At 63.7% G+C, this 25,826-nt stretch carries 16 protein-coding genes and 2 pseudogenes; 8 read left to right on the plus strand and 10 right to left on the minus strand.

The annotated features are described in order from the left end of the window. The first annotated feature begins 8 nt into the window (after positions 1–8). Both HV793_RS11805 and adeC read left to right on the plus strand, forming a co-directional pair. A complete protein-coding gene (locus HV793_RS11805) occupies positions 9–3,191 on the plus strand; it encodes an efflux RND transporter permease subunit (protein WP_054456637.1) in 3,183 nt (1,060 codons plus the stop codon). Beyond that, positions 3,188–4,657 (plus strand): AdeC/AdeK/OprM family multidrug efflux complex outer membrane factor, encoded by a 1,470-nt coding sequence (gene adeC, locus HV793_RS11810; protein WP_054456638.1) that lies wholly within the window; start codon positions 3,188–3,190, stop codon positions 4,655–4,657. Before HV793_RS11805 ends, adeC begins: the two co-directional genes overlap by 4 nt. Before the next feature lie 67 nt (positions 4,658–4,724). Here the strand turns inward: adeC and HV793_RS11815 are convergent, their stop codons facing one another. Both HV793_RS11815 and HV793_RS11820 read right to left on the minus strand, forming a co-directional pair. Further along, entirely contained in the window at positions 4,725–4,976 is a 252-nt protein-coding gene (locus tag HV793_RS11815) for a GlsB/YeaQ/YmgE family stress response membrane protein (protein WP_013393352.1), read from the minus strand. A 121-nt stretch (positions 4,977–5,097) separates the two neighbouring features. Beyond that, positions 5,098–5,712 (minus strand): SCO family protein, encoded by a 615-nt coding sequence (locus tag HV793_RS11820; RefSeq protein ID WP_054456639.1) that lies wholly within the window; start codon positions 5,710–5,712, stop codon positions 5,098–5,100. Between the two features lie 247 nt (positions 5,713–5,959). On the opposite strand from HV793_RS11820, the gene HV793_RS11825 reads away from it, so the two are divergent. Next, the gene (locus HV793_RS11825) at positions 5,960–6,712 is read left to right on the plus strand and encodes a class I SAM-dependent methyltransferase (RefSeq protein WP_175213221.1); all 753 of its coding nucleotides are present in this window, start codon (positions 5,960–5,962) and stop codon (positions 6,710–6,712) included. A 50-nt stretch (positions 6,713–6,762) separates the two neighbouring features. Here HV793_RS11825 and HV793_RS11830 read toward each other — a convergent pair whose 3' ends face one another. From HV793_RS11830 to HV793_RS11845, 4 genes are all read right to left on the minus strand, one after another. After that, entirely contained in the window at positions 6,763–8,829 is a 2,067-nt protein-coding gene (locus tag HV793_RS11830) for a M3 family metallopeptidase (RefSeq protein WP_175213222.1), read from the minus strand. 142 nt (positions 8,830–8,971) lie between these two features. After that, complete coding sequence (folD, locus tag HV793_RS11835) at positions 8,972–9,823, minus strand: bifunctional methylenetetrahydrofolate dehydrogenase/methenyltetrahydrofolate cyclohydrolase FolD (protein WP_175213223.1); 852 nt, start codon at positions 9,821–9,823, stop codon at positions 8,972–8,974. Then, entirely contained in the window at positions 9,820–10,446 is a 627-nt protein-coding gene (locus HV793_RS11840; protein WP_054456641.1) for a response regulator transcription factor, read from the minus strand. The genes folD and HV793_RS11840 overlap by 4 nt, the downstream gene beginning before the upstream one ends. Then, positions 10,443–12,197 carry a PAS domain-containing sensor histidine kinase gene (locus HV793_RS11845; RefSeq protein ID WP_013393358.1) on the minus strand — a complete coding sequence of 585 codons (1,755 nt, stop codon included), beginning with the start codon at positions 12,195–12,197 and terminating at the stop codon, positions 10,443–10,445. Before HV793_RS11845 ends, HV793_RS11840 begins: the two co-directional genes overlap by 4 nt. Before the next feature lie 352 nt (positions 12,198–12,549). Between HV793_RS11845 and aceE the strand changes: the two genes are divergently transcribed. From aceE to lpdA, 3 genes are read left to right on the plus strand one after another with little or no spacing between them, the layout of a single operon-like run. After that, a complete protein-coding gene (gene aceE / locus HV793_RS11850) occupies positions 12,550–15,258 on the plus strand; it encodes a pyruvate dehydrogenase (acetyl-transferring), homodimeric type (protein WP_059374398.1) in 2,709 nt (902 codons plus the stop codon). A gap of 12 nt (positions 15,259–15,270) precedes the next feature. Then, on the plus strand, positions 15,271–16,929 hold the full coding sequence (aceF, locus tag HV793_RS11855; RefSeq protein ID WP_175213224.1) for a dihydrolipoyllysine-residue acetyltransferase: 1,659 nt from the start codon (positions 15,271–15,273) through the stop codon (positions 16,927–16,929). Between the two features lie 12 nt (positions 16,930–16,941). Next, entirely contained in the window at positions 16,942–18,723 is a 1,782-nt protein-coding gene (gene lpdA, locus HV793_RS11860; RefSeq protein ID WP_175213225.1) for a dihydrolipoyl dehydrogenase, read from the plus strand. Positions 18,724–18,910: 187 nt separating this feature from the next. Here lpdA and HV793_RS11865 read toward each other — a convergent pair whose 3' ends face one another. The 3 genes and pseudogenes from HV793_RS11865 to HV793_RS11875 form a co-directional block, all read right to left on the minus strand. After that, complete coding sequence (locus tag HV793_RS11865; protein ID WP_175213226.1) at positions 18,911–19,105, minus strand: YjfB family protein; 195 nt, start codon at positions 19,103–19,105, stop codon at positions 18,911–18,913. A 103-nt stretch (positions 19,106–19,208) separates the two neighbouring features. After that, a pseudogene (locus HV793_RS11870) lies at positions 19,209–19,529 on the minus strand (helix-turn-helix domain-containing protein). A 74-nt stretch (positions 19,530–19,603) separates the two neighbouring features. Beyond that, positions 19,604–20,401, minus strand: a complete 798-nt coding sequence (locus tag HV793_RS11875) for a hypothetical protein (protein ID WP_244958635.1) — start codon at positions 20,399–20,401, stop codon at positions 19,604–19,606. A 370-nt stretch (positions 20,402–20,771) separates the two neighbouring features. On the opposite strand from HV793_RS11875, the gene HV793_RS11880 reads away from it, so the two are divergent. Continuing rightward, complete coding sequence (locus HV793_RS11880; RefSeq protein ID WP_175213228.1) at positions 20,772–22,391, plus strand: class I SAM-dependent methyltransferase; 1,620 nt, start codon at positions 20,772–20,774, stop codon at positions 22,389–22,391. Positions 22,392–22,704: 313 nt separating this feature from the next. After that, positions 22,705–23,852, plus strand: a pseudogene (locus HV793_RS31085) (IS3 family transposase); the annotation flags it as partial. A gap of 143 nt (positions 23,853–23,995) precedes the next feature. On the opposite strand, the gene HV793_RS11900 reads toward HV793_RS31085, so the two are convergent. Beyond that, positions 23,996–25,522: a flagellin N-terminal helical domain-containing protein gene (locus HV793_RS11900; protein WP_175213232.1), complete on the minus strand. Its 1,527-nt coding sequence runs from the start codon at positions 25,520–25,522 to the stop codon at positions 23,996–23,998. Between the last annotated feature and the right edge of the window lie 304 nt (positions 25,523–25,826).

Consider the following 25,826-nt stretch of genomic DNA (forward strand, 5'->3'; position numbering starts at 1 on the left):
AGCCTTGCATGGCAAAGTTTTTTATCGATAGACCGGTCTTCGCATGGGTGATCGCGATCGTGCTGATGATGGCCGGCGCGCTGTCCATCCTGAAGCTGCCGGTTTCCCAATACCCCAACATCGCGCCGCCAGCCATCGGCATCGCGGTGACCTACCCGGGCGCGTCCGCGCAGACCGTGCAGGACACCGTGGTGCAGGTGATCGAGCAGCAGATGAACGGCCTGGACGGCCTGCAGTACATCTCCTCGGAAAGCAACTCCGACGGCAGCATGTCCATCACCCTGACCTTCACGCAGGGCACCAACCCTGATACCGCGCAGGTCCAGGTGCAGAACAAACTGTCGCTGGCGCAGCCGCTCCTGCCGCAGGAAGTGCAGCAGCAGGGCATCCGCGTCACCAAGGCCACCAAGAACTTCCTGATCGTGGCGGGCTTCGTGTCCACCGACGGCTCGATGACCAAGGACGACCTGGCCGACTACGTCGCCTCGTATGTCCAGGATCCCATCAGCCGCACGCAGGGCGTGGGCGACTTCCAGCTGTTCGGCTCGCAGTACGCGATGCGCATCTGGCTGGATCCCGCCAAGCTCGTCAACTACGGCCTGACCACGGTCGACGTCGTGGCGGCGATCAAGGAACAGAACGTGCAGGTGTCGTCCGGCCAGCTGGGCGGCTTGCCGTCCGTGCGCGGCCAGCAACTGAACGCGACCATCATCGGGCCTTCGCGCCTGGAAAAGGCGGAAGACTTCGGCCGCATCCTGCTCAAGGTCAACGCCGACGGTTCGCAAGTGCGCCTGGGCGACGTGTCCAGCATCGAGCTGGGCGGCCAGACCTACGCCATCGACAGCTTCTACAACGGCAAGCCGGCCTCGGGCCTGGCGGTCAAGCTGGCGCCGGGCGCCAACGCGCTGGACACGGCACAGGCGGTGCGCGACACCATCAACAACCTGAAGCCTTACTTCCCGCCGGGCATGGACGTCGTCTATCCGTACGACACCACGCCGTTCGTCAGCCTGTCGATCCATGAGGTGTTCAAGACGCTGATCGAGGCCATCATCCTGGTCTTCCTGGTGATGTACCTGTTCCTGCAGAACTTCCGCGCCACCATCATCCCGACGCTGGCAGTGCCGGTGGTGCTGCTGGGCACGTTCGGCGTGCTGGCGGCGTTCGGCTACTCCATCAACACGCTGACCATGTTCGGCATGGTGCTGGCCATCGGCCTCTTGGTGGACGATGCCATCGTGGTGGTGGAAAACGTCGAGCGCGTGATGGCCGAAGAGGGCTTGTCGCCCAAGCAGGCCACCCGCAAGTCCATGTCGCAGATCACTGGCGCCCTGATCGGCATCGCCATGGTGCTGGCGGCCGTGTTCATTCCCATGGCCTTCTTCGGCGGGTCCACGGGCGTGATCTACCGCCAGTTCTCCATCACCATCGTGTCCTCCATGGTGCTGTCGGTGATCGTGGCCATCGTGTTCACGCCGGCCTTGTGCGCGACCTTGCTCAAGCCCATCCCCAAGGGCCATCATGGCTCGAAGAAGGGCTTTTTCGGCTGGTTCAACCGCACGTTCGAGCGCAGCAGCAACGGCTACGCCAATACCGTCGCGCGCGGCTTGAACCGCAGCAAGCGTCTGATGGTGATCTACCTGGCGCTGGTCCTCGCCATGGGCTGGATGTTCACGCGCATTCCGACCGCCTTCCTGCCGGATGAGGACCAGGGCATTCTGTTCGCCCAGATCCAGACGCCTGCTGGCGCCACGGCGGAAGCCACCAAGGCCGTCATCGACGACGCCACCAAGTACTTGCTGAACGAGGAAAAGGACGCCGTCACCTCGGTGTTCGCGGTCAATGGCTTCAACTTCGGCGGCCGCGGCCAGAACGCGTCCATCCTGTTCATCAAGCTGCGCGACTGGGAAGAACGCGGCGACGCCCGCCTGAAGGCCGGCGCCGTGGCGGCACGGGCCAACGCGCACTTCCGCAAGACCGAGCGCCGCGGGCAATTGTTCGTGGTGCCGCCGCCGTCCGTGATGGAACTGGGCAACGTCACCGGTTTCGACTTCCAGTTGATGGACCGCGCAGGCGTCGGCCACGAGAAGCTGCTTGCCGCGCGCAACCAGTTGCTGGGCGAAGCCGCCAAGAGTCCGGTCCTGCAGGGCGTGCGCCCCAACGGCATCGAAGACGCGCCGCAGTACCAGCTGGACATCGACCGCGAGAAGGCGCGCGCCCTGGGCGTGGCGGTCTCGGACATCAACAGCACGCTGGCCACGGCCTGGGGTTCGTCGTACGTCAACGACTTCATCGACCGCGGCCGCGTGAAGAAGGTGTTCGCGCAGGGCGAGGCGTCGTCGCGCATGCTGCCGGAAGACCTGGACAAATGGTACGTGCGCAACAAGGCGGGCGATATGGTGCCGTTCTCGGCGTTCGCCAAGGCCACCTGGAGCTACGGTCCGCAAAAGCTGAACCGCTACAACGGCGTGCCGTCGTACAACATCCAGGGCCAGGCGGCGCCGGGCTACAGCTCGGGCGCGGCGATGGAAGAAATGGAACGCCTGGCGGGCAAGCTGCCGGTGGGCGTGGGCTTTGAATGGACCGGCCTGTCGTTCGAAGAACGCCTGTCCGGCGCCCAGGCGCCCGCGCTATACGCGATTTCGTTGATCGTGGTGTTCCTGTGCCTGGCGGCGCTGTACGAAAGCTGGACCATCCCGTCGGCGGTGATGCTGGTGGTGCCGTTGGGCATCATCGGGGCCTTGCTCGCCACCATGCTGCGGGGCCTGTCCAACGACGTGTACTTCCAGGTGGGCCTGCTCACAACCATCGGCCTGGCGGCCAAGAACGCGATCCTGATCGTGGAGTTCGCCAAAGAGCACTACGAGCAGGGCGCCAGCCTGACGGAATCGGCCATCCACGCCGCGCGGCAGCGCCTGCGTCCCATCCTGATGACGTCGCTGGCGTTCATCCTGGGCGTGACGCCGCTGGCGATCTCGTCGGGGGCGGGTTCGGGCAGCCAGAACGCCATCGGCACGGGCGTGATCGGCGGCATGCTGACCGGCACCTTCCTGGCCATCTTCTTTGTTCCGGCCTTCTTCGTGATCATGCTGCGCGTCTTCAAGGTCAAGCGCATGAGCGAAAACGTCGACGAGCACGACACCAGCGCCAATGGCACGCAGGGCGTCTCGACGGAGGGCCAACCGCAATGACATTTCCGATGAGAACCTTGCTGTCTGTTTCCCTGGCGGCGGCCCTGGCGGGCTGCTCGCTGGCCCCCACCTACGAGCGGCCGGACGCGCCGGTCGACGCGGCCTATCCCACGGGTCCGTCCTACCAGGCGGCCCAGCCGGCCGACGCGGGCGGCCTGATGACGGCCGACATCGGCTGGCGCGATTTCTTCGGCTCGGACCCGCTGCTGCAACAGCTGATCGAGCAGTCGCTGGCCAACAACCGCGACCTGCGCGTGGCGGCCCTGAACGTCGAGGCGGCGCGCGCCCAGTACCGCATCCAGCGCGCCGACCTGATGCCCAGCATCGGCATCGCCGGCCAGGAAACGGCCCAGCGTTCGCCGGCCGATCTGTCGCCCAGCGGCCGCGCCACCACCAGCCACAGCTACCAGGTCGGCGCCGCCATGTCGGCCTGGGAGCTGGATCTGTTCGGCCGCATCCGCAGCCTGAGCGACAAAGCGCTGGAATCCTATCTGGCGCTGGACGAAACCCGCACGGCGACCCAGCTGACGCTGATCGCCGAAGTGGCCAACGCCTACCTGACCCTGCGCGCCGACCAGGAACTCGTCGGCCTGACGCGCGACACGCTCAAGAGCCAGCAGGATTCCTTCAAGCTCACGCAGCAGAGCTACGACCAGGGCTTGTCCACGGCGCTGGACCTGAGCCAGGCGGAAGTGTCGCTGCGCACCGCCGAGCGCAACCTGTCGCAATACACGCGCCAGGCCGCGCAGGACCGCAATGCGCTGGTCCTGCTGGTGGGCCAGCCGCTGTCGCCCGAGCTGACGGCGGCGCTGGATAACGCGGTCAAGCTTGACGATGCCATGCTGCCGACCACCTTGCCCGCCGGCCTGCCGTCGGACCTGCTGGCCCGTCGCCCGGACATCCGCGCGGCCGAGCACCAATTGAAGGGCGCCAACGCCAATATCGGCGCGGCGCGCGCCGCCTTCTTTCCGACCATCAGCCTGACGGGCTCGGCCGGTACCGCCAGCGCCAGCCTGGGCGGGCTGTTCGAAGGCGGCTCGGGCGCCTGGAGCTTCGTGCCCCAGATCACCGTGCCGATCTTCGCGGGCGGCTCGCTGCTTGCCGGCCTGGATCTGGCCAAGGTGCAGAAGAACATCCAGGTCGCGCAGTACGAGAAGTCGATCCAGACGGGTTTCCGCGAAGTGGCGGACGCCCTGGCCGGGCGCGGCACCCTGGACGAGCAGATCCAGGCGCAGCGGCTCCTGGTGGCCGCCAACCAGCGCGCCTACGACGCCTCGGATCAGCGTTTCCGCCAAGGCATCGACGACTACCTGAGCGTGCTGGATTCGCAGCGTTCGCTGTACAGCGCGCAGCAGGCCCTGGTGGACACGCGTCGGGCCAGGCTGTCCAACCTGGTCACGCTGTACAAGGTGCTGGGCGGCGGCTGGACCGAACGCACGGTGACCGCGCAGGCCCAGCAGCAATAAGGGCAGACGGAAAAAAAACGGGCCGATCGAAAGATCGGCCCGTTTTCATTTCAGGTCCAGCAGAACGTCAGGCGCGTTTCTTGGCGATCAGGCCCACCACGAACAGCACGACGATCGCGCCGACGACCGATCCGATCCACCCGGCGGGTTCGCCCGGCGCGTACCAGCCCAGCGATTGGCCCAGGAATCCGGCGACGACCGAACCGACGATACCCAGGATGGTGGTCATGATGATCCCCATGTTCTGGTCTCCGGGCATGATGGCGCGGGCGATCAGGCCCACGACGAACCCGACGATGATCATGATGATTATGCTCATGCGCGTACTCCTTGCTGGAAGTAAAAGGGGCAGTGTGGCTAGATGATACTCACGCCCCGCGCGTAGCGGCTGTAACAACTGGTGTATGGGGCGCACGGGCAACATTGCGCCCCGCCGGCGCTCAGGAAGTCAGGTCGATCAACTGGCGCACGTCCTTGGTCATGGCCTCGATGCTGTCCGTGTCCGATGCCAGCAAGCGGGCCTTGCCGTCCTTGTCGAATATATACACGCCGCGGCTGTGCGTGACTTCGTACATATCCGCGTCGTCGCCCGGGCGGGGCTTCTCGATCTGGTAGGCCACACGGTAGCGGCGCGCCAGGTCGGCGATCTGCTTTTCATCGCCGGTCACGCCGATGGCATTGTTGTTGAAGGCGTTGACGTAGGCCTGCAGGATGTCCGGCGTGTCGCGGTGCGGGTCCACGCTGACGAACAGGATGCGCACATCGCGGGCCTTGTCGCCCAGGTTCTGCAGCACCGCCGTCAACTGCGCCATGGTGGTGGGACAGATGTCCGGGCAGCTGGCATAGCCGAAGAACAGCAGCACCGTCTTGCCCTTCAGGTCGTCGCTGTTGACCATCTTGCCGCCTGCGCCGGGCAGCGAGAACTTCAGGTCGGGCAGGTGTCCCTTCACGTTGTACAGGGTCCAATCGACGTTCCTGTCGCCGCAGGCAGCGAGAAACACGCACAGGGTCAGCAGCAGGCTGCGCAGGGCGCGGCCGGAAATGAGGTGTCGCATGAGTCCAAGGGCCGGTAGAGGGTAAACCTTTTGATTCTACCCGCAAGGCGCGGGCAGGGCAGGGTGCGGGGGCGGGCGGACCTGGGGCCGGCTTGTCCTGGCGCAAGCCGCGGGGCCGGGACCGGCCGTCCGACTTGTAAAGCTTTGTCTGGTTATTGTTTGGAAGTGGCGAATTCGCCAGACCGGATGCCATGGCTGCCGCTACATTCAGGACCGTGTCAGATTTCAGAATCCAGAGGCGCCACATATGGACATGCCGGTCAGGAATTCCCTGGGCTACCCCTACTATCCCTACTATCCCGTCGTGCTCGACATCCTGCGCAGCCGCCTGGCGGATTCGGTGCTGGACGCGCCCTGCGGCACGGGCTGGCTGGGCGACATGCTGCCCGCCGCCAGCGGCCGGCAGGTCGATATCGACGGCGTGGGCCTGTGGGAGTTTCCGCAGGCCGGCGGCTACCGCCGCGTGACGGAGCACGACCTGGAAACGCCGTTGACGGTTGCCGAACCCTATGACGCCGTGGTCTGCTGCGAGGCGATCCATCTGCTGACCAACCCCGGCGTGCTGATGCAGAGCCTTTACCGCGCGCTGCGCCCGGGCGGCACCCTGATCGTCACCACGCCCAACACCTGGTATTTCCGTTCGCGCCTGCAGTTCCTGCTGCGCGGCTTCCATTCGGGGTTCCGGCCCATGGTGGGACGGCAGCGCGGCGAGGATTACGTCACGTACTTCCCCTGGAGCTTTCCGCAGCTGCACCTGCTGTTCCAGCACTACGGTTTCAGGGACATCAGCTTGCACGATGTGGACGAGATCAAGCCCAAGCGCATGGTCGAGCATGTGCTGGCCGTGCCGTCGCGCCTGTATTACGGCCGCCGGCTCAAACAGGCGCAGGACGAGGAAAGCCGCCGCTATTGGAAGCAGGCCGGCTCCGACCAGTCCGTGCATGGACGCTGGCTGGTGATGTCGGCGCGCCGGCCAGTCGACGACGCCGCCGCAACATAGCAAACGGCCCGCCAGGGCGGGCCGTCGGGTAGCGACCGGGAAGCGGACGCTCAGGCAGGCGTCATGCCGCTATGGCGCAGCAGGGCGTCGATGCGAGGCGCACGTCCGCGGAAGGCGGCGAAGGACTCGGCCGCCGGGCGCGAACCGCCTACTGCCAGCACTTCGCGCCGGAAGCGTGCGCCCGTTTCGGGATCCAGCGTGCCCAGCGCGTTGCCGGCCTGGCGGGCCGCCGCCTCTTCGAAGGCCTCATAGGCGTCGGCCGACAGCACCTCTGCCCACTTGTAGCTGTAATAGCCCGCGCCGTAGCCGCCCGCGAACAGGTGCGAGAAGGCATGCGGCAGACGGTGCCAGGCGGGCGGGAACAGCACGGCCACTTCCTGGCGCACTTCCTGCAGCAGTGCCAGCACTTCGGCAATCGACGCGCCCTGGGCGCGGTCATGCATCAGCATGTCGAACAGCGCGAACTCGATCTGGCGCACGGTCTGCATGCCGCTCTGGTAGTTGCGGGCGGCGACCAGGCGGTCGTAGAGCGCGCGCGGCAGGGGCTCGCCCGTGTCCACATGGGCGGACAGCTTCTGCACCACCGCCCATTCCCAGCAGAAGTTCTCCATGAACTGCGAGGGCAGCTCGATGGCGTCCCATTCCACGCTGGCGAAGGCCGCCGCGCCGGGCTCGTCCACTTCGGACAGCAGGGCATGCAGCGCATGGCCGGTTTCATGGAACAGCGTGATGACGTCGTCGTGCGTCAGGACGGCGGGCTTGTCGCCGTTGGGGCGCGAGAAATTGCAGGTCAGGTAGGCGATGGGCGTCTGCACCTTGCCAGCCACGACGCGGCGCGTGCGTTCGCTGTCGACCCAGGCGCCGCTTTGCTTGCCGGCGCGGGCGTACAGGTCCAGATACAGATAACCGATGAGTTCGCCCTTGGGGCTTTCCACGCGCACGCCGCGCACGTCGCCATGCCAGGACGAGACGGGCGTTTCAGCCAGGCGCACATCGAACAGGGTCTCGATGACCTCGAACAGGCCCGACAGCACGCGCGGCTCGGTGAAATACTGCTTCACCTCGTCTTCGGAGTAGGCGTAGCGCGATTCGCGCAGGCGCTCGGAAGCGTAGGCCACGTCCCAGGGCTGCAGGTCGTCCAGGCCCAGTTCGCCGGTGGCGTAGGCTTTCAGTTCAGCCAGGTCGCGCTGGGCGTAGGGCTTGGCGCGCGCGGCCAGGTCGCGCAGGAACACGGTGACTTCCTGCGCGTCGCGGGCCATGCGGGTCTGCAGGCGCAGCGCGGCGAAGGTGCCCAGGCCGAGCAGGCCGGCTTCCTCGGCGCGCAGGGACAGCAGCTCTTCGATGAGCGGCGAATTGTCGAATTTTCCGTCGCCGTGTTCCGACGCCACGGTGCCGTAGCCGCGGTACAGCGCCTCGCGCAGCGTACGGTCCTGGGCGTACTGCATCACCGGCAGGTAGCACGGCATCTTCAGCGTGAGCTTCCAGCCCGGCTTACCGTCTTCCTCGGCCGCGGCGCGGGCCGCGGCCTGTACGTCGGCCGGAATGCCGGCCAGGCGGGCTTCGTCCTCGACCAGCAGCGCCCAGGCGTCGATCGAGTCCAGCACGTTTTCAGAGAATTTCTGCGAGGCCTGGGCCTCGCGGTCGGAAATGGCGGCGTAGCGTTCGCGGTCTGCGCCTTGCAGCTCCACGCCGCTCAGGCGGAAGTCGCGCAGGGCCATTTCCACGATGCGGCGGCGCACTGGCGTCCAGGACGCGAAATCGGGGGCGGCGGCCAGGCGCTGGTACTGCTTGTACAGGCCTTCGTGCAGGCCGACCCAGGTGGAGAATTCGGTCACCAGGGGCAGGGCGGCGTTGTAGGCTTCGCGCAGTTCCGGGGTGTTGACCACGGCGTTCAGGTGGCCGGCGACCGACCAGGCGCGCCACAGGCGCTCCGAGGCCGTGTCCAGCGGTTCAACCACGGCTTCCCAGGTGGGCGCCAGCGCGGGATCGGCGGCGCGGTCCACGGCCTGGCGGGCGATGCCCAGCAGTTCCTCGACCGCCGGCACGATGTGTCCGGGCTTGACGGCCGCGTAGTCGACGAGGTCGGAGACAGGGGCGAGCAGGGGGTTCTGGGTCATGGTGTTACAGGCTGGGAAGAGGTGAGCAGCGCCACGAGGCGCCGGCAAGGGCATGAGAATCAGGTGAGGGCGATCTGCCCGAACGCAAGGGCAGATCGCAATCCCCGTCCCGCGGCCTGGCCGGCCGCGGGTACGCCGGCCGTCAGGCTGCGGCGCGTTCGGCCGCTTCGATGGTGTTGACCAGCAGCATGGCGATGGTCATGGGGCCCACGCCGCCCGGAACGGGCGTGATGGCGCCGGCCACTTCCTTGGCCGAGGCGAAGTCCACGTCGCCGCACAGCTTGCCGTCGGCGCCGCGGTTGATGCCCACGTCGATGACGACCGCGCCGGGCTTGATCATCGAACCGTCGATCATGCCGGGCTTGCCGGTGGCGACCACCAGCACGTCGGCGCGGCGGGTCTGGGCCGCCAGGTCGCGCGTCTTGGAATTGCAGATGGTGATGGTGGCGCCGGCCTGCAGCAGCAGCATCGCCATGGGCTTGCCGACGATGTTGCTGGCGCCCACGATCACGGCCTCGGCGCCGCGCAGCGTCACGCCTTCCGATTCCAGCATCTTCATCACGCCATAGGGCGTGCAGGGGCGGAACAGCGGCTGGCCGGTCATGAGCAGGCCGGCGTTGCTGATATGGAAGCCGTCCACGTCCTTCTCGGCCGCGATGGCCTCGATGACCTTGTGCGAGTCCATGTGCTTGGGCAGCGGCAACTGCACCAGGATGCCGTGGATGGTCGGGTCCTGGTTCAGGATGGCGATGCGGGCCAGCAGTTCGGCCTCGGTCATGTCCGCGGGGTACTGCTCCTTGACGGAATGCAGGCCGGCCTTTTCGCAGGCGGCTACCTTGTTGCGGACGTACACCTGGGAAGCGGGGTCTTCACCCACCAGCACCACGGCCAGGCCGGGGCGCGTGCCCTTGACGGCCAGGGCCGCAACGCGTTGGGCAGCTTCTTCGCGAATGCGCGCCGACAGGGCCGCGCCGTCGATAATCCTTGCCGTCATGCCGTCGCCTCGGGTTTGGCCAAGGCCACTTTCATCAAATCAGCTACGGTGGTCACTTCAAGTTTTTCCATGATGTTGGCGCGGTGCGCCTCTACGGTCTTGATGCTGATGCCCAGGTCGTCGGCGATCTGCTTGTTCAAGCGGCCGGCGACGATGCGCTCCAGCACCTGCTGCTCGCGCGCGGTCAGGCGCGCCAGCATGGCTTCGTGGTCTTTCTGGGCCTGGTGCTTGCTCACGCGCTGCGTGGCCTGCTCCAGCATGCGCGCCACGATCTCGCGCAAATCGGATTCATTGAACGGCTTTTCCAGGAAGTCGACCGCGCCTTTCTTCATGGTGGACACGGCCATCGGCACGTCGCCGTGGCCGGTGATGAACACGATGGGCAGCGGCGCATTGCGGGCGATCAACTGCTCCTGCAGTTCCAGGCCGCTCATGCCGGGCATGCGCACGTCGGCGATCAGCACGCCGATCTGGCTGGCGTCGTAGTCTTCCAGGAAGGACTCGCCGCTGGCGTAGGCGCGAACGCGATAGCCATTGGCCTCCAATAGCCAGCGCAGCGAATCGCGGACCGCTTCGTCGTCGTCAACAATGAAAACCGTGCTCGACAGGTGGGGCGTGTTCATGCGTGCAACTCCTCGGACTGATCGTTCTGGGCCTGCGACTGGGGTGCAGCGCAGGGCAGGGTAAAGCGGAAAATGGTGCCACCGGCGGGATTGGGATCCGCCCACAAGCGGCCGTGGTGCGATTCAATAATGGTACGGCAGATGTTCAGCCCCATGCCCAGGCCCTGGGTCTTGGTGCTGAAGAAGGGTTCGAACAGGCGTTCGGGTTCGGCCAGGCCGTGGCCGCGATCGACCACCGCGACCTCGATGTGCTGTTCATGCAGGATCACGGCGACCTTGAGTTCGTCGGATTCGCTTTTTTCCATGGCCTCCAGCCCGTTCTTCAGCAGGTTCAACAGCACCTGCTCGATCAGGATGGGGTCGGCCAGCACGTCCGGCGCGTTGGACGGCACGAAGCGGTCGATGCGGATACGGCGCTTGCGGGCGTCGATCTCGGCGAAACCGATGGCATTGTCCACGATCCGGCTGATGGCCACGCGCTGGCGGCGGGGCTCGCTGCGCTTCACGAATTCGCGGATGCGGCTGATGATCTTGCCGGCGCGCTCGGCTTGCGAGGCGGCCTTTTCCAGGGCCGGCAGCAGCATGTTGGGGCTGGTGTGGCCGGCCTTGACCAGGGCGACGGCGCCCATGCTGTAGTTGGCGATGGCGGTCAGGGGCTGGTTCAGTTCATGCGCCAGCGAAGACGCCATTTCGCCCATGGTGGTCAGGCGGCTGGTGAGCTGGATCTTTTCCTGCTGCACGCGCGAGGCTTCCTCGTGCACGCGGCGCTCGGTGATGTCGCGCGCCACCTGCATGCGCACGCGGCGGCCGTCGGTCCAGGCCAGCATGCGGTGGTGCACTTCGAACCAGCGCTGCACCGAGGGCGCGAAGACTTCCACGGATTCGTCGGTGAAGCGGCCGCGGCGGCCGGCCAGCAGCTCGTCGTGGCCGCCGGTCTGGGCGCCGAACACGCGGCGGTAGGTACGGTTGGCGAACAGCAGTTCCAGGCCGTCGTGGGTGTCGGCGGTGACCGAGATGGCGTCGTCCAGGCCTTCCAGCACCGTCATGAAGCGCTCGTGCGCCGCGGTCAGGGCCTCGCGGATGCGCTTGGGCTCGGTGATGTCGGTCATGGAGGTCATCCAGCCGATCTGGTTGCCGTTGGGGTCCAGTAGCGGGGACACATACATGCGCGCCGTGAATCGCGATCCGTCGCGGCGCTGCGCCTCGACCTCCAGGCCGCTGCTGGGCGTCTTGCCGGACATCAGCACGTCCAGGGTGTGCTGATGCTGTTCATGGCGGCCCGGCACCCAATAAGGGAAGGGCGGGCTGCGGCCGATCAGGTCGGCCTCGTTCCAGCCGATCATGCGGCAGAAGGCCGGGTTCACGTAGGCGATGCGGCCTTCCATGTCCAGCACGCGCATGCCGGTGGACATGGAGTTCTCCATGGCGCGGCGGAATCCGGTTTCGGCGATCAGGGCGGCTTCGGCCGCCGAACGGAAACGGGTATAGCGCCACAGCATCAGCAGGCTGATGACGATCACACAGGACAGGGCCAGCACTACCCAGATCAGGCGCTGCTGGCGCATTTCCTGGTCGATGGTGACAAACATGACACTGTCGTCATGGATGCGCTGCAGCCAGAAAAACACCGCCATCACACAGATATAGAGGATCAGCACCATTGCTGGCGTGACCCAGTACACCCCGCGTCGGCGAGTGCGGGCGTGATCGTGGAACGGCGTAGGAATATTGGACTTGGGCGCGCTGGACATGGAATTCGGGCCGGATAGACCGCGCATTTTAGTGCGTGTTGGCAGGGATTTGCCGGGAATCGACTCGTCCTTTTGGAGTACCTAAGTAAAAGTATGACGCCAAAGCGTTCAGCTGGCTTTAAATTTTCCGCATTATGAAATGCCGTACCGCAACATGAAATTTTTCTTGCGACCGGTTAATCTTCTTTCTTAGAATGCCGGCTGATAGGGAACCGACCCAGTAGCAGGTCTCTAGAACAACCCGACCCCATGCCTTGCATGGTAGCCCGGATGATCCCGGCTACCATGCAATGTCCGCGAGTAGATATAAGTAAGCGGGTGCGGTCACGAACAATCCAACAGGAGACACACGATGTCCTCTTACGCCCAGGCTGGCGCCGTACAGGCTGCCAACGACGAAGACACCCTTGAAACCCAGGAGTGGCTCGAAGCCCTGGCGGCTGTCCTTGATCGTGAAGGACCGCAGCGCGCCCACTATCTGCTCGAACGCCTGATCGACGAAGCCCGCCGTTCCGGCGCGCATATCCCGTTCTCGCCCAACACCGCCTACGTCAACACGATTCCCCCCGGCCTGGAGCCGGCGCACCCGGGCAACCTGGAGCTGGAATCGCGCATCCGTTCGTACGTGCGCTGGAACGCCATGGCCATGGTGGTCAAGGCCAACAAGCACAATCCGCCGGACGGCGGCGACCTGGGCGGCCACATCGCCTCCTTCGCCTCGCTGGCCACCATGATCGGCTGCGGCCAGAACCATTTCTGGCACGCCGAAGACGAAAACCACGGCGGCGACCTGGTCTACTTCCAGGGCCACACCTCCCCCGGCATGTACGGCCGCGCCTACCTCGAAGGCCGCCTGACCGAAGACCAGCTGAACCACTTCCGCCAGGAAGTGGACGGCAAGGGCCTGTCCTCGTACCCGCATCCCAAGCTGATGCCGGACTTCTGGCAGTTCCCGACGGTGTCGATGGGCCTGGGCCCGCTGATGGCCATCTACCAGGCCCGCTTCCTGAAGTACCTGCACGCCCGCGGCATCGCCGACACCAGCAAGCGCAAGGTCTGGGTGTTCTGCGGCGACGGCGAAATGGACGAACCCGAATCCCTGGGCGCCATCGCCCTGGCTGCCCGCGAAAAGCTGGACAACCTGATCTTCGTCATCAACTGCAACCTGCAGCGCCTGGACGGCCCGGTGCGCGGCAACGGCAAGATCATCCAGGAACTCGAAGGCGACTTCCGCGGCTCGGGCTGGAACGTGATCAAGCTGATCTGGGGTGGCTACTGGGATCCGCTGCTTGCGCACGACAAGGAAGGCATCCTGCGCAAGATCATGGAAGACACCGTCGACGGCGAGTACCAGGCGTACAAGGCCAACGACGGCAAGTTCGTGCGCGAACACTTCTTCGGCAAGCATCCGAAGCTGCTGGAAGCCGTGTCGCGCATGAGCGACGAAGACATCTGGCGCCTGAACCGCGGCGGCCATGACCCGCACAAGGTGTACGCCGCGTTCAACGCCGCCGCCACCCACGAGGGCCAGCCCACCGTCATCCTGGCCAAGACCATCAAGGGCTACGGCATGGGCCACGTCGGCCAGGCCAAGAACCCGACCCACCAGCAGAAGAAGCTGGAGCTGGACTCGATCCGCGAATTCCGCGACCGTTTCGGCATCCCGATTCCGGACGACCAACTGGCCGACCTGCCGTACTTCAAGCCGGCCGAAGACTCGCCCGAAATGAAGTACCTGCACGAGCGCCGTGCCGCCCTAGGCGGCTACCTGCCCCGCCGCCGCGCCAAGGCCGACGAACATCTCAAGGCCCCGGCGCTGGACGCCTTCAAGGCCGTGCTGGAGCCCACCGCCGAAGGCCGTGAAATCTCGACCACCCAAGCCTTCGTGCGCATCCTGAACCAGGTGCTGCGCGACAAGGAACTGGGTCCGCGCGTCGTGCCGATCCTGGCCGACGAATCGCGCACCTTTGGCATGGAAGGCCTGTTCCGCCAAATCGGCATCTACGCGCCGGAAGGCCAGAAGTACACCCCGGTCGACAAGGACCAGGTCATGTACTACAAGGAAGCGGCCGACGGCCAGCTCCTGCAGGAAGGCATCAACGAAGCGGGCGCGATGAGCTCGTGGATTGCGGCGGCCACGTCGTACTCCTCGAACAACCGCATCATGATCCCGTTCTTCATCTACTACTCGATGTTCGGGTTCCAGCGCATCGGCGACCTGGCCTGGGCGGCCGGCGACATGCAGGCGCGCGGCTTCCTCCTGGGCGGCACCGCCGGGCGCACCACGCTCAACGGCGAAGGCCTGCAGCACGAAGACGGCCACAGCCACATCCTGGCCTCCACCATCCCGAACTGCGTCTCGTACGACCCGACCTTTGGCCACGAACTGGCCGTGATCATCCAGCATGGCCTGAAGCGCATGGTGGAAGACCAGGAAAACGTCTACTACTACCTGACGGTGATGAACGAAAACTACCCGCAGCCCGGTCTGACCCAGGGCGACGAGGAAGGCATCATCAAGGGCATGTACAAGCTCAAATCGCACGGCAAGGGCAAGAACCGCGTGCAGCTGATGGGCTCGGGCACCATCCTGCGCGAAGTCATGGCCGCGCAAGAACTGCTGGAAGCCGACTGGGGCGTGGCTTCGGACCTGTGGAGCGTCACCAGCTTCACGGAACTGCGCCGCAACGGCCTGGACGCCGAGCGCCACAACATGCTGCACCCCGACGAGAAGAAGCCGCAGGTGGCTTACGTCACGGAACAGCTGGCCAAGACGGAAGGCCCGATCATCGCGTCGACCGACTACATGAAGCTCTTCGCCGACCAGATCCGTCCGTTCGTCCCCAAGGGCCGCGAGTACAAGGTGCTGGGCACCGACGGTTTCGGCCGCTCGGATTTCCGCTCGAAGCTGCGCGAGCACTTCGAAGTGGATCGCCACTTCGTCGTGGTCGCCGCGCTGCGCGCGCTGGCCGACGAAGGCAAGGTGCCGGTCGCCAAGGTGGCTGAAGCCATCAAGAAGTACGGCATCAATCCGAACAAAGCCAACCCGCAATACGCCTGAGGGTAAAGAGACATGAGCAACATCGTGCAAATCAAGGTTCCCGACATCGGCGACTTCAAGGAAGTGGAAGTCATCGAAGTGCTGGTCGCCGTGGGCGACACGATCAAGGCTGAACAAAGCCTGATCACCGTCGAATCCGACAAGGCCTCGATGGAGATCCCCGCGTCGCAAGGCGGCGTGGTGAAGTCGATCAGCGTGAAGGTGGGCGACAAGGTTGCCGAAGGCACGGTCGTGCTGGAAGTGGAAGCGTCGGGCGCGGGCGAGGCTGCGGCCCCCGCGGCTGCGCCGGCCAAGGAAGAGGCTCCCAAGGCCGAAGCCAAGGCTGCCGCGCAGCCGGCTGCCGCCGCTGCCGCCGCACCGGCCGCCTCCAGCGGTCCGGTGAACATCGAAGTGCCGGACATCGGCGACTTCAAGGAAGTCGAAGTCATCGAAGTCATGGTCGCGGTGGGCGACACCATCAAGGCCGAGCAAAGCCTGATCACCGTCGAGTCCGACAAGGCCTCGATGGAAATCCCCGCCTCGCAAGGCGGCGTGGTCAAGGAAGTGAAGGTCAAGGTCGGCGACAAGGTTGCCAAGGGCTCGGTCGTGGTCGTGGTGGAGGGCGCTGCGCCCGCCGCCGCTGCCGCCGCAGCCCCGGCTCCGGCCGCCAAAGCAGAGGCCGCTGCCGCGCCCGCCGCCAAGGCCGAAGCGCCTGCGCCTGCCGCGCAGCGTCCGGCTCCGGCCGCCGCGCTCGAAGACGCCAACCTCAAGCCCGGCCAGCTGCCGCACGCGTCCCCCTCGGTGCGCAAGTTCGCGCGCGAACTGGGCGTCAACCTGAGCAAGGTCAAGGGCTCCGGTCCCAAGGACCGCATCACCGCCGACGACGTGCGCGGCTTCGTCAAGCAGGCGCTCGCTGCTGGTTCGGTGGCCGCTGCCGGCGGTTCGACCGATGGCGCCGCGCTGGGCCTGTTGCCGTGGCCGAAGGTCGACTTCACCAAGTTCGGCCCGATCGAAGCCAAGCCGCTGTCGCGCATCAAGAAGATCTCCGGCGCGAACCTGCATCGCAATTGGGTCATGATCCCGCACGTCACCAACAACGACGAAGCGGACATCACCGACCTGGAAGCGCTGCGCGTCACGCTGAACAAGGAAAACGAGAAGTCGGGCATCAAGGTCACGATGCTGGCCTTCCTGATCAAGGCCGTGGTCGCGGCCCTGAAGAAGTTCCCCGAGTTCAACGCTTCGCTGGACGGCGACAACCTGGTGCTCAAGCAGTACTACCACATCGGCTTCGCCGCCGACACGCCCAACGGGCTGGTGGTGCCGGTGATCCGCGATGCCGACAAGAAGGGCATCCTGCAGATCGCCCAGGAAATGACCGACCTGTCCAAGAAGGCGCGCGACGGCAAGATCTCGCCCGCTGAAATGCAGGGCGGGTGCTTCTCGATCTCGTCCCTGGGCGGCATCGGCGGCACCTCGTTCACGCCCATCATCAACGCTCCTGAAGTGGCGATCCTGGGCGTGTCGCGCTCCTCGCACAAGCCCGTGTGGGACGGCAAGCAGTTCGTGCCGCGCCTGATCGTGCCGCTGTCGCTGTCGTACGACCACCGCGTCATCGACGGCGCCGCGGCCGCGCGCTTCAATGCCTATCTGGGCGCCTTGCTGGCCGACTTCCGCCGCATCGCGCTGTAAACGGGGAGCCCCATGAGCAATACCGTTCAAATCAAAGTGCCGGACATCGGCGACTTCAAGGAAGTGGAAGTCATCGAAGTCCTGGTCGCCGTGGGCGACACGATCAAGGCTGAACAAAGCCTGATCACCGTCGAGTCCGACAAGGCCTCGATGGAAATCCCCGCGTCGCAAGGCGGCGTGGTGAAGTCCATCAACGTCAAGGTCGGCGACAAGGTTGCCGAAGGCACGGTCGTGCTGGAAGTGGAAGCCGCCGCCTCGGGCGCTGCCGCCGCGCCGGCCGCCAAGGAAGCTCCCAAGGCTGCCGAGGCGCCCAAGCAGGCAGCCGCTCCCGCTGCGGCGCCTGCCGCCGCGCCCGCCGCGGCCAGCTTCAAGGGCGCGGCCGACGGCGAGTACGACATGCTGGTGCTGGGCGCCGGCCCCGGCGGCTACTCCGCCGCCTTCCGCGCCGCCGACCTGGGCCTGTCCGTGGTCCTGGTGGAGCGCTATGACACCCTGGGCGGCGTCTGCCTGAACGTGGGCTGCATTCCGTCCAAGGCGCTGCTGCACAACGCCGCCGTCATCGACGAAGCCCGCGAGCTGGCCGCCCACGGCATCAGCTTCGGCGAGCCCAAGATCGACCTGGACAAGCTGCGCGGCTACAAGGACAGCGTGGTCGCCAAGCTGACCGGCGGCCTGGCCGGCATGGCCAAGGCCCGCAAGGTCACCGTGGTGCATGGCGTGGGCGAGTTCGCCGACCCCAACCACCTGACCGTCAAGGCCGCCGACGGCAAGACCCAGACCCTGCGCTTCAAGCAAGCCATCATCGCCGCCGGCAGCCAGTCGGTGAAGCTGCCGTTCCTGCCCCAGGACGACCGCATCGTCGACTCCACCGGTGCCTTGCTGCTGCGTGAAGTCCCCAAGAAGATGCTGATCATCGGCGGCGGCATCATCGGCCTGGAAATGGGCACGGTGTACTCCACCCTGGGCGCGCGCCTGGACGTGGTGGAAATGCTGGACGGCCTGATGCAGGGCGCCGACCGCGACCTGGTCAAGGTATGGCAGAAGAAGAACGCCTACCGCTTCGACAACATCATGTTGAAGACCAAGACCGTGGGCGCGGAAGCCAAGAAGGACGGCATCTACGTCAGCTTCGAAGGCGAGGGCGCTCCCAAGGAACCGCAACGCTACGACCTGGTGCTGCAAGCCGTGGGCCGCAGCCCCAACGGCAAGAAGATCGGCGCCGACCGCGCAGGCATCGCCGTGACCGACCGCGGTTTCATCGAGGTCGATCGCCAGATGCGCACCAACGTGCCGCACATCTACGCCATTGGCGATATCGTCGGGCAGCCGATGCTGGCGCACAAGGCCGTGCATGAAGGCCACGTCGCCGCCGAAGCCGCCGCAGGCCAGAAGTCCTTCTTCGACGCCCGCGTCATTCCGTCGGTGGCCTACACCGATCCGGAAGTGGCCTGGGTCGGCCTGACGGAAGACGAAGCCAAGAAGCAGGGCATCAAGATCGAGAAGGGCGTGTTCCCCTGGGCCGCCTCCGGTCGTGCCATCGCCAATGGCCGCGACGAAGGCTTCACCAAGCTCATCTTCGACGCTGAAACGCATCGCATCCTGGGCGGCAGCATCGTCGGCACCCATGCCGGTGACCTGATCAGCGAACTGGCCCTGGCCGTGGAAATGGGCGCCGACGTCGTCGACATCGCCAAGACCATCCACCCGCACCCGACCCTGGGTGAATCGGTGGGCATGGCCGCCGAAGTCGCAGAAGGTGTTTGCACCGACTTGCCGCCGATGAAGAAGAAGTAAGGCGCGCGCCGCCCCTCGCGGGCGGCTTTTCGTTCGCGCAACAAAAAAAGCGCCGGCCCTGTATGGGAGCCGGCGCTTTTTGCTGCTGGTTCGCGGCCAGCGCAACAGCCTTCACTATCTATCTGGCAAATTGCGTAAAGGAAGCTGGGAAAGGTAGCGGAAAAGCCAGTCTTGCCGTGCGAGGGCTTCAGGCGTGCGTATTGATGCGCGAGCCCAGCGTGGCATCCACGGCCAGCACCGGCAGCGACTGCATCAGCGTCAAGGCAGTATCCGCTTGCGCGTTGAGCGCCTTCTTCAGCACGCGGACCTGCACTTCCTGCATGAGGTTCGCGTCCTGCAGGGCGAGGGCTGTATTGACGGTGCTGTTGATCGATGCGTCCATGCTCGGGGTGTCCTAGTATCTGTAAGTCAATTCAAACCGATACAGGATTATCGCGTGGTCCGCAGGTTGATGCACGGGAATCTTGGGCTGCGAAAACGGATATTCACGCGGCAGCGGTAATTCTCGGCGCATGGGCCCGACGCGCCGGTTCCACTACGATCTCCATATGCTGACCCAGCGACACCAAGGCCCTTATCAAGCGTTCCAGCGAGATGTTCTGCAACTTATAGCGGCGAATCTGTGAAACCTTGGGCTGGATCATGTCCGTAAGCGCAGCGGCTACGCTCTAATTGAGTCCGCGTTGGTCGATCAGTTCATCGAGCTTGAGCGTGAGCGCCCCCTTGGCCGACAGTTCGGCGGCGTTCTCGAAACCAAGATCCCGCAAGACGTTGCCGGTGCCTGGGGAATGTGCTTTGCGTGTCATTGTGTGCTCCCACCGGATTCGTCCAGGGCCAGTACCACCTTTAAGCGCTTCTCGACAAGCGAAAACCCATGCCCTCACGGTCGGTTTGGGCATTCCTTGATGTTGCCCCATGCCCGGTTTGGTTCGCAGAATTGCCTGCGCGCGGCCCAGGAGCAATCGGGGCGTTCAAAGAACCCCAGCGTTGCGCAACGTGCCAACTCGTTTTTTAGCTCGCCGACCCAGGCCATGGGATCTTCGGCGGGGATCTCGGTCACGCGCAGGGTGGACCTGGGGGCGGCGCTTGCTCTGTCCGCCGTGCTCGTCGCCTCGCGCGGCATTGCTGCGTGCTCGGACTGTGTTGGCGGAACGGTTTGATGGCCAGCAGAAGTTGGTTCGAACCCGGGGCTGGGCTCAGGTCGGGATTCTGCTGTGCCCGACTCCGAACGCGAATCGGAATCCGAACCTGGAATCTGCAGTGGCGCAGGCGCGGTAGCCGGCGTTAGTTCTGGCTGAGCGATTCCGGGTTCTGTATGCGAAGTCGGTGCGGACGTTAGAGGCACCCGCACCGGGCCGGCAGCCGTGGCGCCTGAAACCGCCGTATTCGGCGAACTCCACGACACCACCAATAGCACCAGCGCACCGTAGATCGCCAGCGTATACAGCACAGTCAACGTGGCATAACCTACGCGTTTGCCCGTGATCGGGCGCGCGTCTTCGCGTCTCACCAGGGCGCGCCATCCAACCAGTGCCGCACCCGGTGCGGAAATCAACCACCAGAACGTTCGCCGCACCGGACCGGGTTCCTGTGGGGGAGGGGCGGCTTGCGCCTGCGCCACCAACAATTCGCGCAAGGCGCGGTTCTCTTCGCGCAGACGCAGGGTCTGCTCGTCCATCGGTGCCAGGACATCTGGATCCGGGGTGCTGTCGTGCTGCGTAGCGAGTGGATCGGGGGGCGTGGCGGACATGGCGTGAAAAATATAGATACAAAGCTGCGGCCGCAATTATGGAGCAGGAATCAGCCCGGTCAAGCCACGAATAGAAGCGCAAAAGAGGCATTCGAAAAAGGATTGATCCATTCATGTGTTCGTTGCTGTCGAATGGTCGAATCAGTCACAAGAGACGGACTCCGAGCGTGCGGTTTCCTGCAGAAGTGTCCCCTCTACGATCAAGGGATGCTGGTCAATTGCGGCGTTATTCGCGAGTTTGGCCAATTCTGGTTGCTGATACGCTCACGTCAGGATGATTGCGCTTGACAGGATCTTCATGAATATTCACACAGCGGTTGATCAGCAGATAGCTGCTGACTATGACAATGTCCCATATGCTTCGCATGCATTTCACTACGCGGGGCCGCGCCATTTGCGTGCGACCGCATTTCTGTATGGCATTGACACAGTCCCATTGGATCGAGCACGAGTACTTGAATTGGGTTGCGCGTCCGGCGGCAATCTGTTGCCGTTCGCTGTGGCATATCCTGATGCGCAGGTGGTCGGCGTCGATCTGTCTTCGGTACAGATTGAAGAGGGACGTCGGGTTGTTGCCGAGTTGGACCTGAAGAACGTACAACTTCATGCAATGAGTCTGGCCGATATCACGTCGGATTTCGGTGAATTCGACTACATCATCGCGCACGGTGTGTTTAGTTGGGTGCCGCCTGAAATAAAGGCCGCCATGCTGCGGCTTTGCCGAGAGAACCTTAGCAAGGATGGCTTGGTGTACATCAGCTACAACACCTATCCCGGGTGGAAGGCGAATGACGTCTTGCGCGATGCGATGATGTTGAACACCGTCGGAGCTTCCGACGATGGTGAGCGACTCGCCAGGGGCAAGGCGATGTTGTCGTTGCTGTCCCAAGGGGTAGCCTCTAGCAATCCCATGGCGTCAGCGCTTACCCAGGCGGTCGCCGGCTTGGAGCGCTACTCGGATTACTACTTGACCCATGAGTATCTCGAGGCCTTTAACACGCCGTGCTACTTAGTCGAGTTTCTCAGTGCCGCACAAGATGCTGGGTTGGTTTATGTGGGAGATGCTGAGAGCCAGTCTGAGGTGGCTGCACTTTATGGCCAAAACGTGCAATTGAATCTAAGCCTAACGGCAATTGGGCAGCCCAAAGCGATGCGGCAGCAGTTTCTGGATTTCGCGGTCGGTCGGTCGTTTCGAAAGAGCCTGTTGGTCCCTGCTGAATTGGCTTCATTCATATTGGATTTGCCCGATCAGAATCGTTTGGCCCAGCTACGCTTTGCCGGAATGTATGCCCACGTGAACAATGCCGAGGCGGCCGCAGCAGGGCAAACCGTACTTTGTAATCAAACCGGCGGTGAGTTAACGACGAATGACCCCTTGGTGTTGGCAACGACTGAGGCGCTTAGTACGGCGTGGCCGGCGTCGGTGCCTTTTTCGGACATTGTGGCAGCTGTAAAAGCTCGCTGCGTCGAGCCGATAAGCGAGGAGACGGCCCATGCGGACGCGCTAGCTGCCGTGCATAGTTTGTGCAGAATTGGCATGGTTCATCTGGCTCGAGAGCCGTTGCCGAACGAGGCTGCGTTCACAGAAGGATTGCCAAGCGTCGATTTGGCTTTCTTGAAAGTTCACAGCATGCGCTTGCAGGGAAGAACGATGACGGGCGGATTCAATCTCTGGCATGAAAACGTGAACTTGACTCTGCGCGAGGCCGAGATGCTCGTCCTGCCCTTTCTTGACGGTCAGCATAGCCTCAGGCAGCTGCGGACGCTTTTGTGCGAAGCATGGACGCAAGGCAAGGTTAGCGCAATCGATGGAAAATCGTTACGCGGGCAGCGCAATCTGGAGACAGCAGCACAGATTGCGTTGCGTGTCTTGCTGGATTTGCTGCGAAAACGCGGGGTATTGTCCGGCGGCATCTGACTGCGCGCCAGGTCACGGATATCCGGAGCAGAGTTCGCCTTCCGCAGCCGTGACTTGAGCTGCACTGCGATCGAAAGCCAACTGCTCAATACGCGGGGCCGCACTTTTTACTGTGGGCCGCCACTCTTTCAGTTGCGGAGGTTGAATAAGAGGGCCAAACGGTGCAATTCCGTTCAACGAATTGCACCGGCAGATGTCAAGAAGAAAAGAGCCGGCATTTGAACTGCCCCCCCGAAAGTTGGACATAGATCCAACCTTCGGGGGTTTTTGCAAGAAGTTCAGCCACTACAGTGCGGCCTTCAAGCGCGAAGGGCTCGAGCGGATCGAGCGTGAGAGCCTGTCAGATCAGCAGGCGGCCACGCTGTATGACATTCGTCACGCTGGCGCCATCGGAATCTGGCGCGGCCGGTATGATGTTGGGGGAGTGGGCGCACTGGCGCCACAACCTAAAGGTAGACGCCCCATGCCGCACAAATATCACCCGGCACCGATCCCTAAAGACATGACCGAGGATGAGTTGCGCAAAGAGAATGCCAATCTGCGTGCGGAGCTCGGTTACCTAAAAAAACTAGAGGCCTCGATCCAAGCGGAAAAGACCGAAGCGCTGGTGAAGAAGCGCAAATGGTCCAAGGATTAAGGTCGGCATACCCGCTGGCACTCTTGTTGCGCGTGGCTTGGCTGTCGCGCAGCACGTTCTACTATCACCTGAAGGCGCAAGGCGTGGCGGATAAGTACGCTGGCCTGAAAGCCCGGATTGGTGCCGTCTACGCTCGTCACAAGGGGCGTTACGGCTACCGTCGGATCACGGCATCGCTGCGCCAGGCGGGCGAACTGGTCAACCACAAGACGGTGCAACGCCTGATGCAGACTCTGGGCCTGAAGTCGCTGGTGCGGGCCAAGAAATATCGCTCGTATCGGGGTGAAGCTGGGCGGATCGCACCTGACTTGCTCAAGCGCTAGTTCGAGGCATCGCGGCCCAACCAGAAGTGGGCGACCGATGTGACCGAGTTCAATGTTCGTGGGCAGAAGCTGTATCTATCGCCGGTGATGGACCTGTACAACGGCGAGATCGTGACCTATCAAACCGAACAGCGCCCTGTACTGGGACTGGTGACCAAGATGCTCAAAAAGGCGTGTGCAAGGCTCAAACCTTCGGAGACGCCGTTGCTGCACTCGGACCAGGGCTGCCAGTATCAACAACGCGTCTACCGACGCTTGCTGGCCGCGCGCGCCGTCACCCAAAGCATGTCGCGCAAGGGAAGCTGCTTGGACAACGCCGCCATGGAGAGCTTCTTCGGCACCTTGAAGGCCGAGTTCTTCGTCCTGAACCGCTTCGATAGCATCGAGCAGCTACGGGCTGGCATCGGTCGCTACATCCATTACTACAATCACGAACGCATCAAACTCAAGCTAAAAGGCCTGAGTCCGGTGCAGTACCGAGCTCAGGCCTTCGGGCTTTAGCTTCTTCTGACCCGTCTAACTTCTGGGGGTCAGTTCAGCAAGATCCTTTCCTAGTGGCCAATGTCCAGAGACTTTGGCCTTAGCGGGTAGAGTGAGAGTGGCTGTAGCTTTCCTCAACCCCGCCGTCAGGTCTTGCCGTTCGATTAACGCAGCAGCGACAGCACCGATTGCGGGACCTGGTTGGCTTGCGCCAGAACCGACGTGCCAGCCTGTTGGAGGATCTGCGCCTTGGTCATGTTCGATACTTCCGTGGCGTAGTCAGCGTCTTCGATGCGCGAGCGTGCGGCCGACAAGTTGCTGACCGTGTTGTTCAGGTTGGCAATGGTCGACTCAAAACGGTTTTGCACTGCACCGAGTTGGCTGCGCAGGGCATCAACCTTCGACAACGCGTTATCCAGCGTCTTCAGCGGGTCAGTCGTCGACTGCTCCAGCTTGGCTTGGTCTTCGTTGATCAGCGTGACGTTACCAGCAGCAGTCCGAGACATGTACATGACCTTGCCGGTGGCGTTCAGGGTCACTTCGCCGGACGTATCCACGTCGTATTGCGCGCCGTTGATTTGCAGCGTGCCGCCGGTCGCCGTAGCGCCCAGCAGATCCAAGTCGGTCTGCGTGGCAGTCTTGTTGGCTTCGGCGGACTTCGTGGTCAGGTTGCCGCTCACGCTCGAAGTGTAGAGGGTCTTGTCCGTGGTGATCTGGGCGAGAGTGGTGCCAGCAGTGGCTGCATCGGTGATCGTGAACGTCACGTCGCCACCGTCAACCTTGGCGGTGTAGGAACCGTTACCGTTAGCGTCGATCGCGCCGTTGATCGTGAATTCGAAGCCAGAGGCCGTGAACTTGTCGCCGGTTGCCTTACCTGCAGCCTTCGCAGCGACTGCTGCGGTGGCGATATCGGTGGCGGTGGTGTTGGTCGCAGCCTTGGTCGCAGCCGTATAAACGGCGGCGCCGTTGGTACGCGTGGAGGTGGCGACCAGCGTGCCTGTGCCCGCTTCGACGAATTGGCCAACGCCGGCCTTGGTGACGGCGCCCGACTTGATATCGACGCTATAGTTGCCCGCGCTGGTGCCCGTGGCGATGTTGAAGTTGTTCGTGCCAGTGGCGCCAAAGTTGGCAACCAGATCGCCAGCGGTGGCCTTCTTGGCACCGTTGACGTTGAAGCCGCTCAGGCCCAGGCTTTGGGCGTCGATCTTTTGCAGATCAATGCTGATGGTTTCGTTGTCGTTTGCGCCGACTTGAATCTTCAGCGTGTTGTCGCCGGCGAGCACCTTGACGCCGTTGAACTGGGTCTGACCCGAGACGCGGTCGATTTCGCCCAGGCGTTGCTGGATTTCGTCTTGAATGGACTTCAGGTCGGACGACGAGTTCGTGCCGTTGACTGCCTGGTTGGTCAGCTGGCGCACACGCTGCAGGTTGTTGTTGATTTCGTTCAGGGCGCCTTCGGTCGTCTGGGCGATCGAGATGCCGTCGTTGGCGTTGCGGGCAGCTTGCGTCAGGCCGTTGACGTTGGCGGTGAAGCGGTTGGCGATGGCCTGGCCAGCGGCGTCGTCCTTGGCGCTGTTGATGCGCAGGCCCGACGACAGGCGTTCGATGGCGCTGCCCAGCGACGATTGCGACTTGTTCAGGTTGTTTTGAGCAACCAGCGAGAGGTAGTTGGTATTGATGACTGCAGCCATGTTCAGGCTCCCAAGAGAGAAAGGCTTCTTCAAACTGGGCAGCAAGGCCGCCCACTGGTGTTAACGGGAAAGTTCGTCGACTTTGATGTCTAGGAATCTCTCCGTTGCCAGGATTACGGCAGGCCTAAATCAATCTTTAGCGCTATTTCGCGAAAGTCGACATTTTTCTTCTATCGGTCGGACGGGGGAGGGCATGCAACCCAAGTGCGGCAACGACCGCTGCTGCGGCGCCTACAAGATATAAAGGCGTTGGGCTTTGGAAGCTTGCCGACCATGCATGCCCTCGGTTCCCTATCTGTAATCT

It is taken from the genome of Achromobacter aegrifaciens (genome assembly GCF_902859965.1).
GTDB lineage: Bacteria > Pseudomonadota > Gammaproteobacteria > Burkholderiales > Burkholderiaceae_B > Achromobacter > Achromobacter aegrifaciens.

Coding starts and splice junctions, on each gene's coding strand:
- HV793_RS11805 (WP_054456637.1), top strand. CDS start 9: ATGGCAAAGTTTTTTATCGATAGACCGGTCTTCGCATGGGTGATCGCG.
- adeC (WP_054456638.1), top strand. CDS start 3,188: ATGACATTTCCGATGAGAACCTTGCTGTCTGTTTCCCTGGCGGCGGCC.
- HV793_RS11815 (WP_013393352.1), bottom strand. CDS start 4,976: ATGAGCATAATCATCATGATCATCGTCGGGTTCGTCGTGGGCCTGATC.
- HV793_RS11820 (WP_054456639.1), bottom strand. CDS start 5,712: ATGCGACACCTCATTTCCGGCCGCGCCCTGCGCAGCCTGCTGCTGACC.
- HV793_RS11825 (WP_175213221.1), top strand. CDS start 5,960: ATGGACATGCCGGTCAGGAATTCCCTGGGCTACCCCTACTATCCCTAC.
- HV793_RS11830 (WP_175213222.1), bottom strand. CDS start 8,829: ATGACCCAGAACCCCCTGCTCGCCCCTGTCTCCGACCTCGTCGACTAC.
- folD (WP_175213223.1), bottom strand. CDS start 9,823: ATGACGGCAAGGATTATCGACGGCGCGGCCCTGTCGGCGCGCATTCGC.
- HV793_RS11840 (WP_054456641.1), bottom strand. CDS start 10,446: ATGAACACGCCCCACCTGTCGAGCACGGTTTTCATTGTTGACGACGAC.
- HV793_RS11845 (WP_013393358.1), bottom strand. CDS start 12,197: ATGTCCAGCGCGCCCAAGTCCAATATTCCTACGCCGTTCCACGATCAC.
- aceE (WP_059374398.1), top strand. CDS start 12,550: ATGTCCTCTTACGCCCAGGCTGGCGCCGTACAGGCTGCCAACGACGAA.
- aceF (WP_175213224.1), top strand. CDS start 15,271: ATGAGCAACATCGTGCAAATCAAGGTTCCCGACATCGGCGACTTCAAG.
- lpdA (WP_175213225.1), top strand. CDS start 16,942: ATGAGCAATACCGTTCAAATCAAAGTGCCGGACATCGGCGACTTCAAG.
- HV793_RS11865 (WP_175213226.1), bottom strand. CDS start 19,105: ATGGACGCATCGATCAACAGCACCGTCAATACAGCCCTCGCCCTGCAG.
- HV793_RS11875 (WP_244958635.1), bottom strand. CDS start 20,401: ATGGACGAGCAGACCCTGCGTCTGCGCGAAGAGAACCGCGCCTTGCGC.
- HV793_RS11880 (WP_175213228.1), top strand. CDS start 20,772: ATGAATATTCACACAGCGGTTGATCAGCAGATAGCTGCTGACTATGAC.
- HV793_RS11900 (WP_175213232.1), bottom strand. CDS start 25,522: ATGGCTGCAGTCATCAATACCAACTACCTCTCGCTGGTTGCTCAAAAC.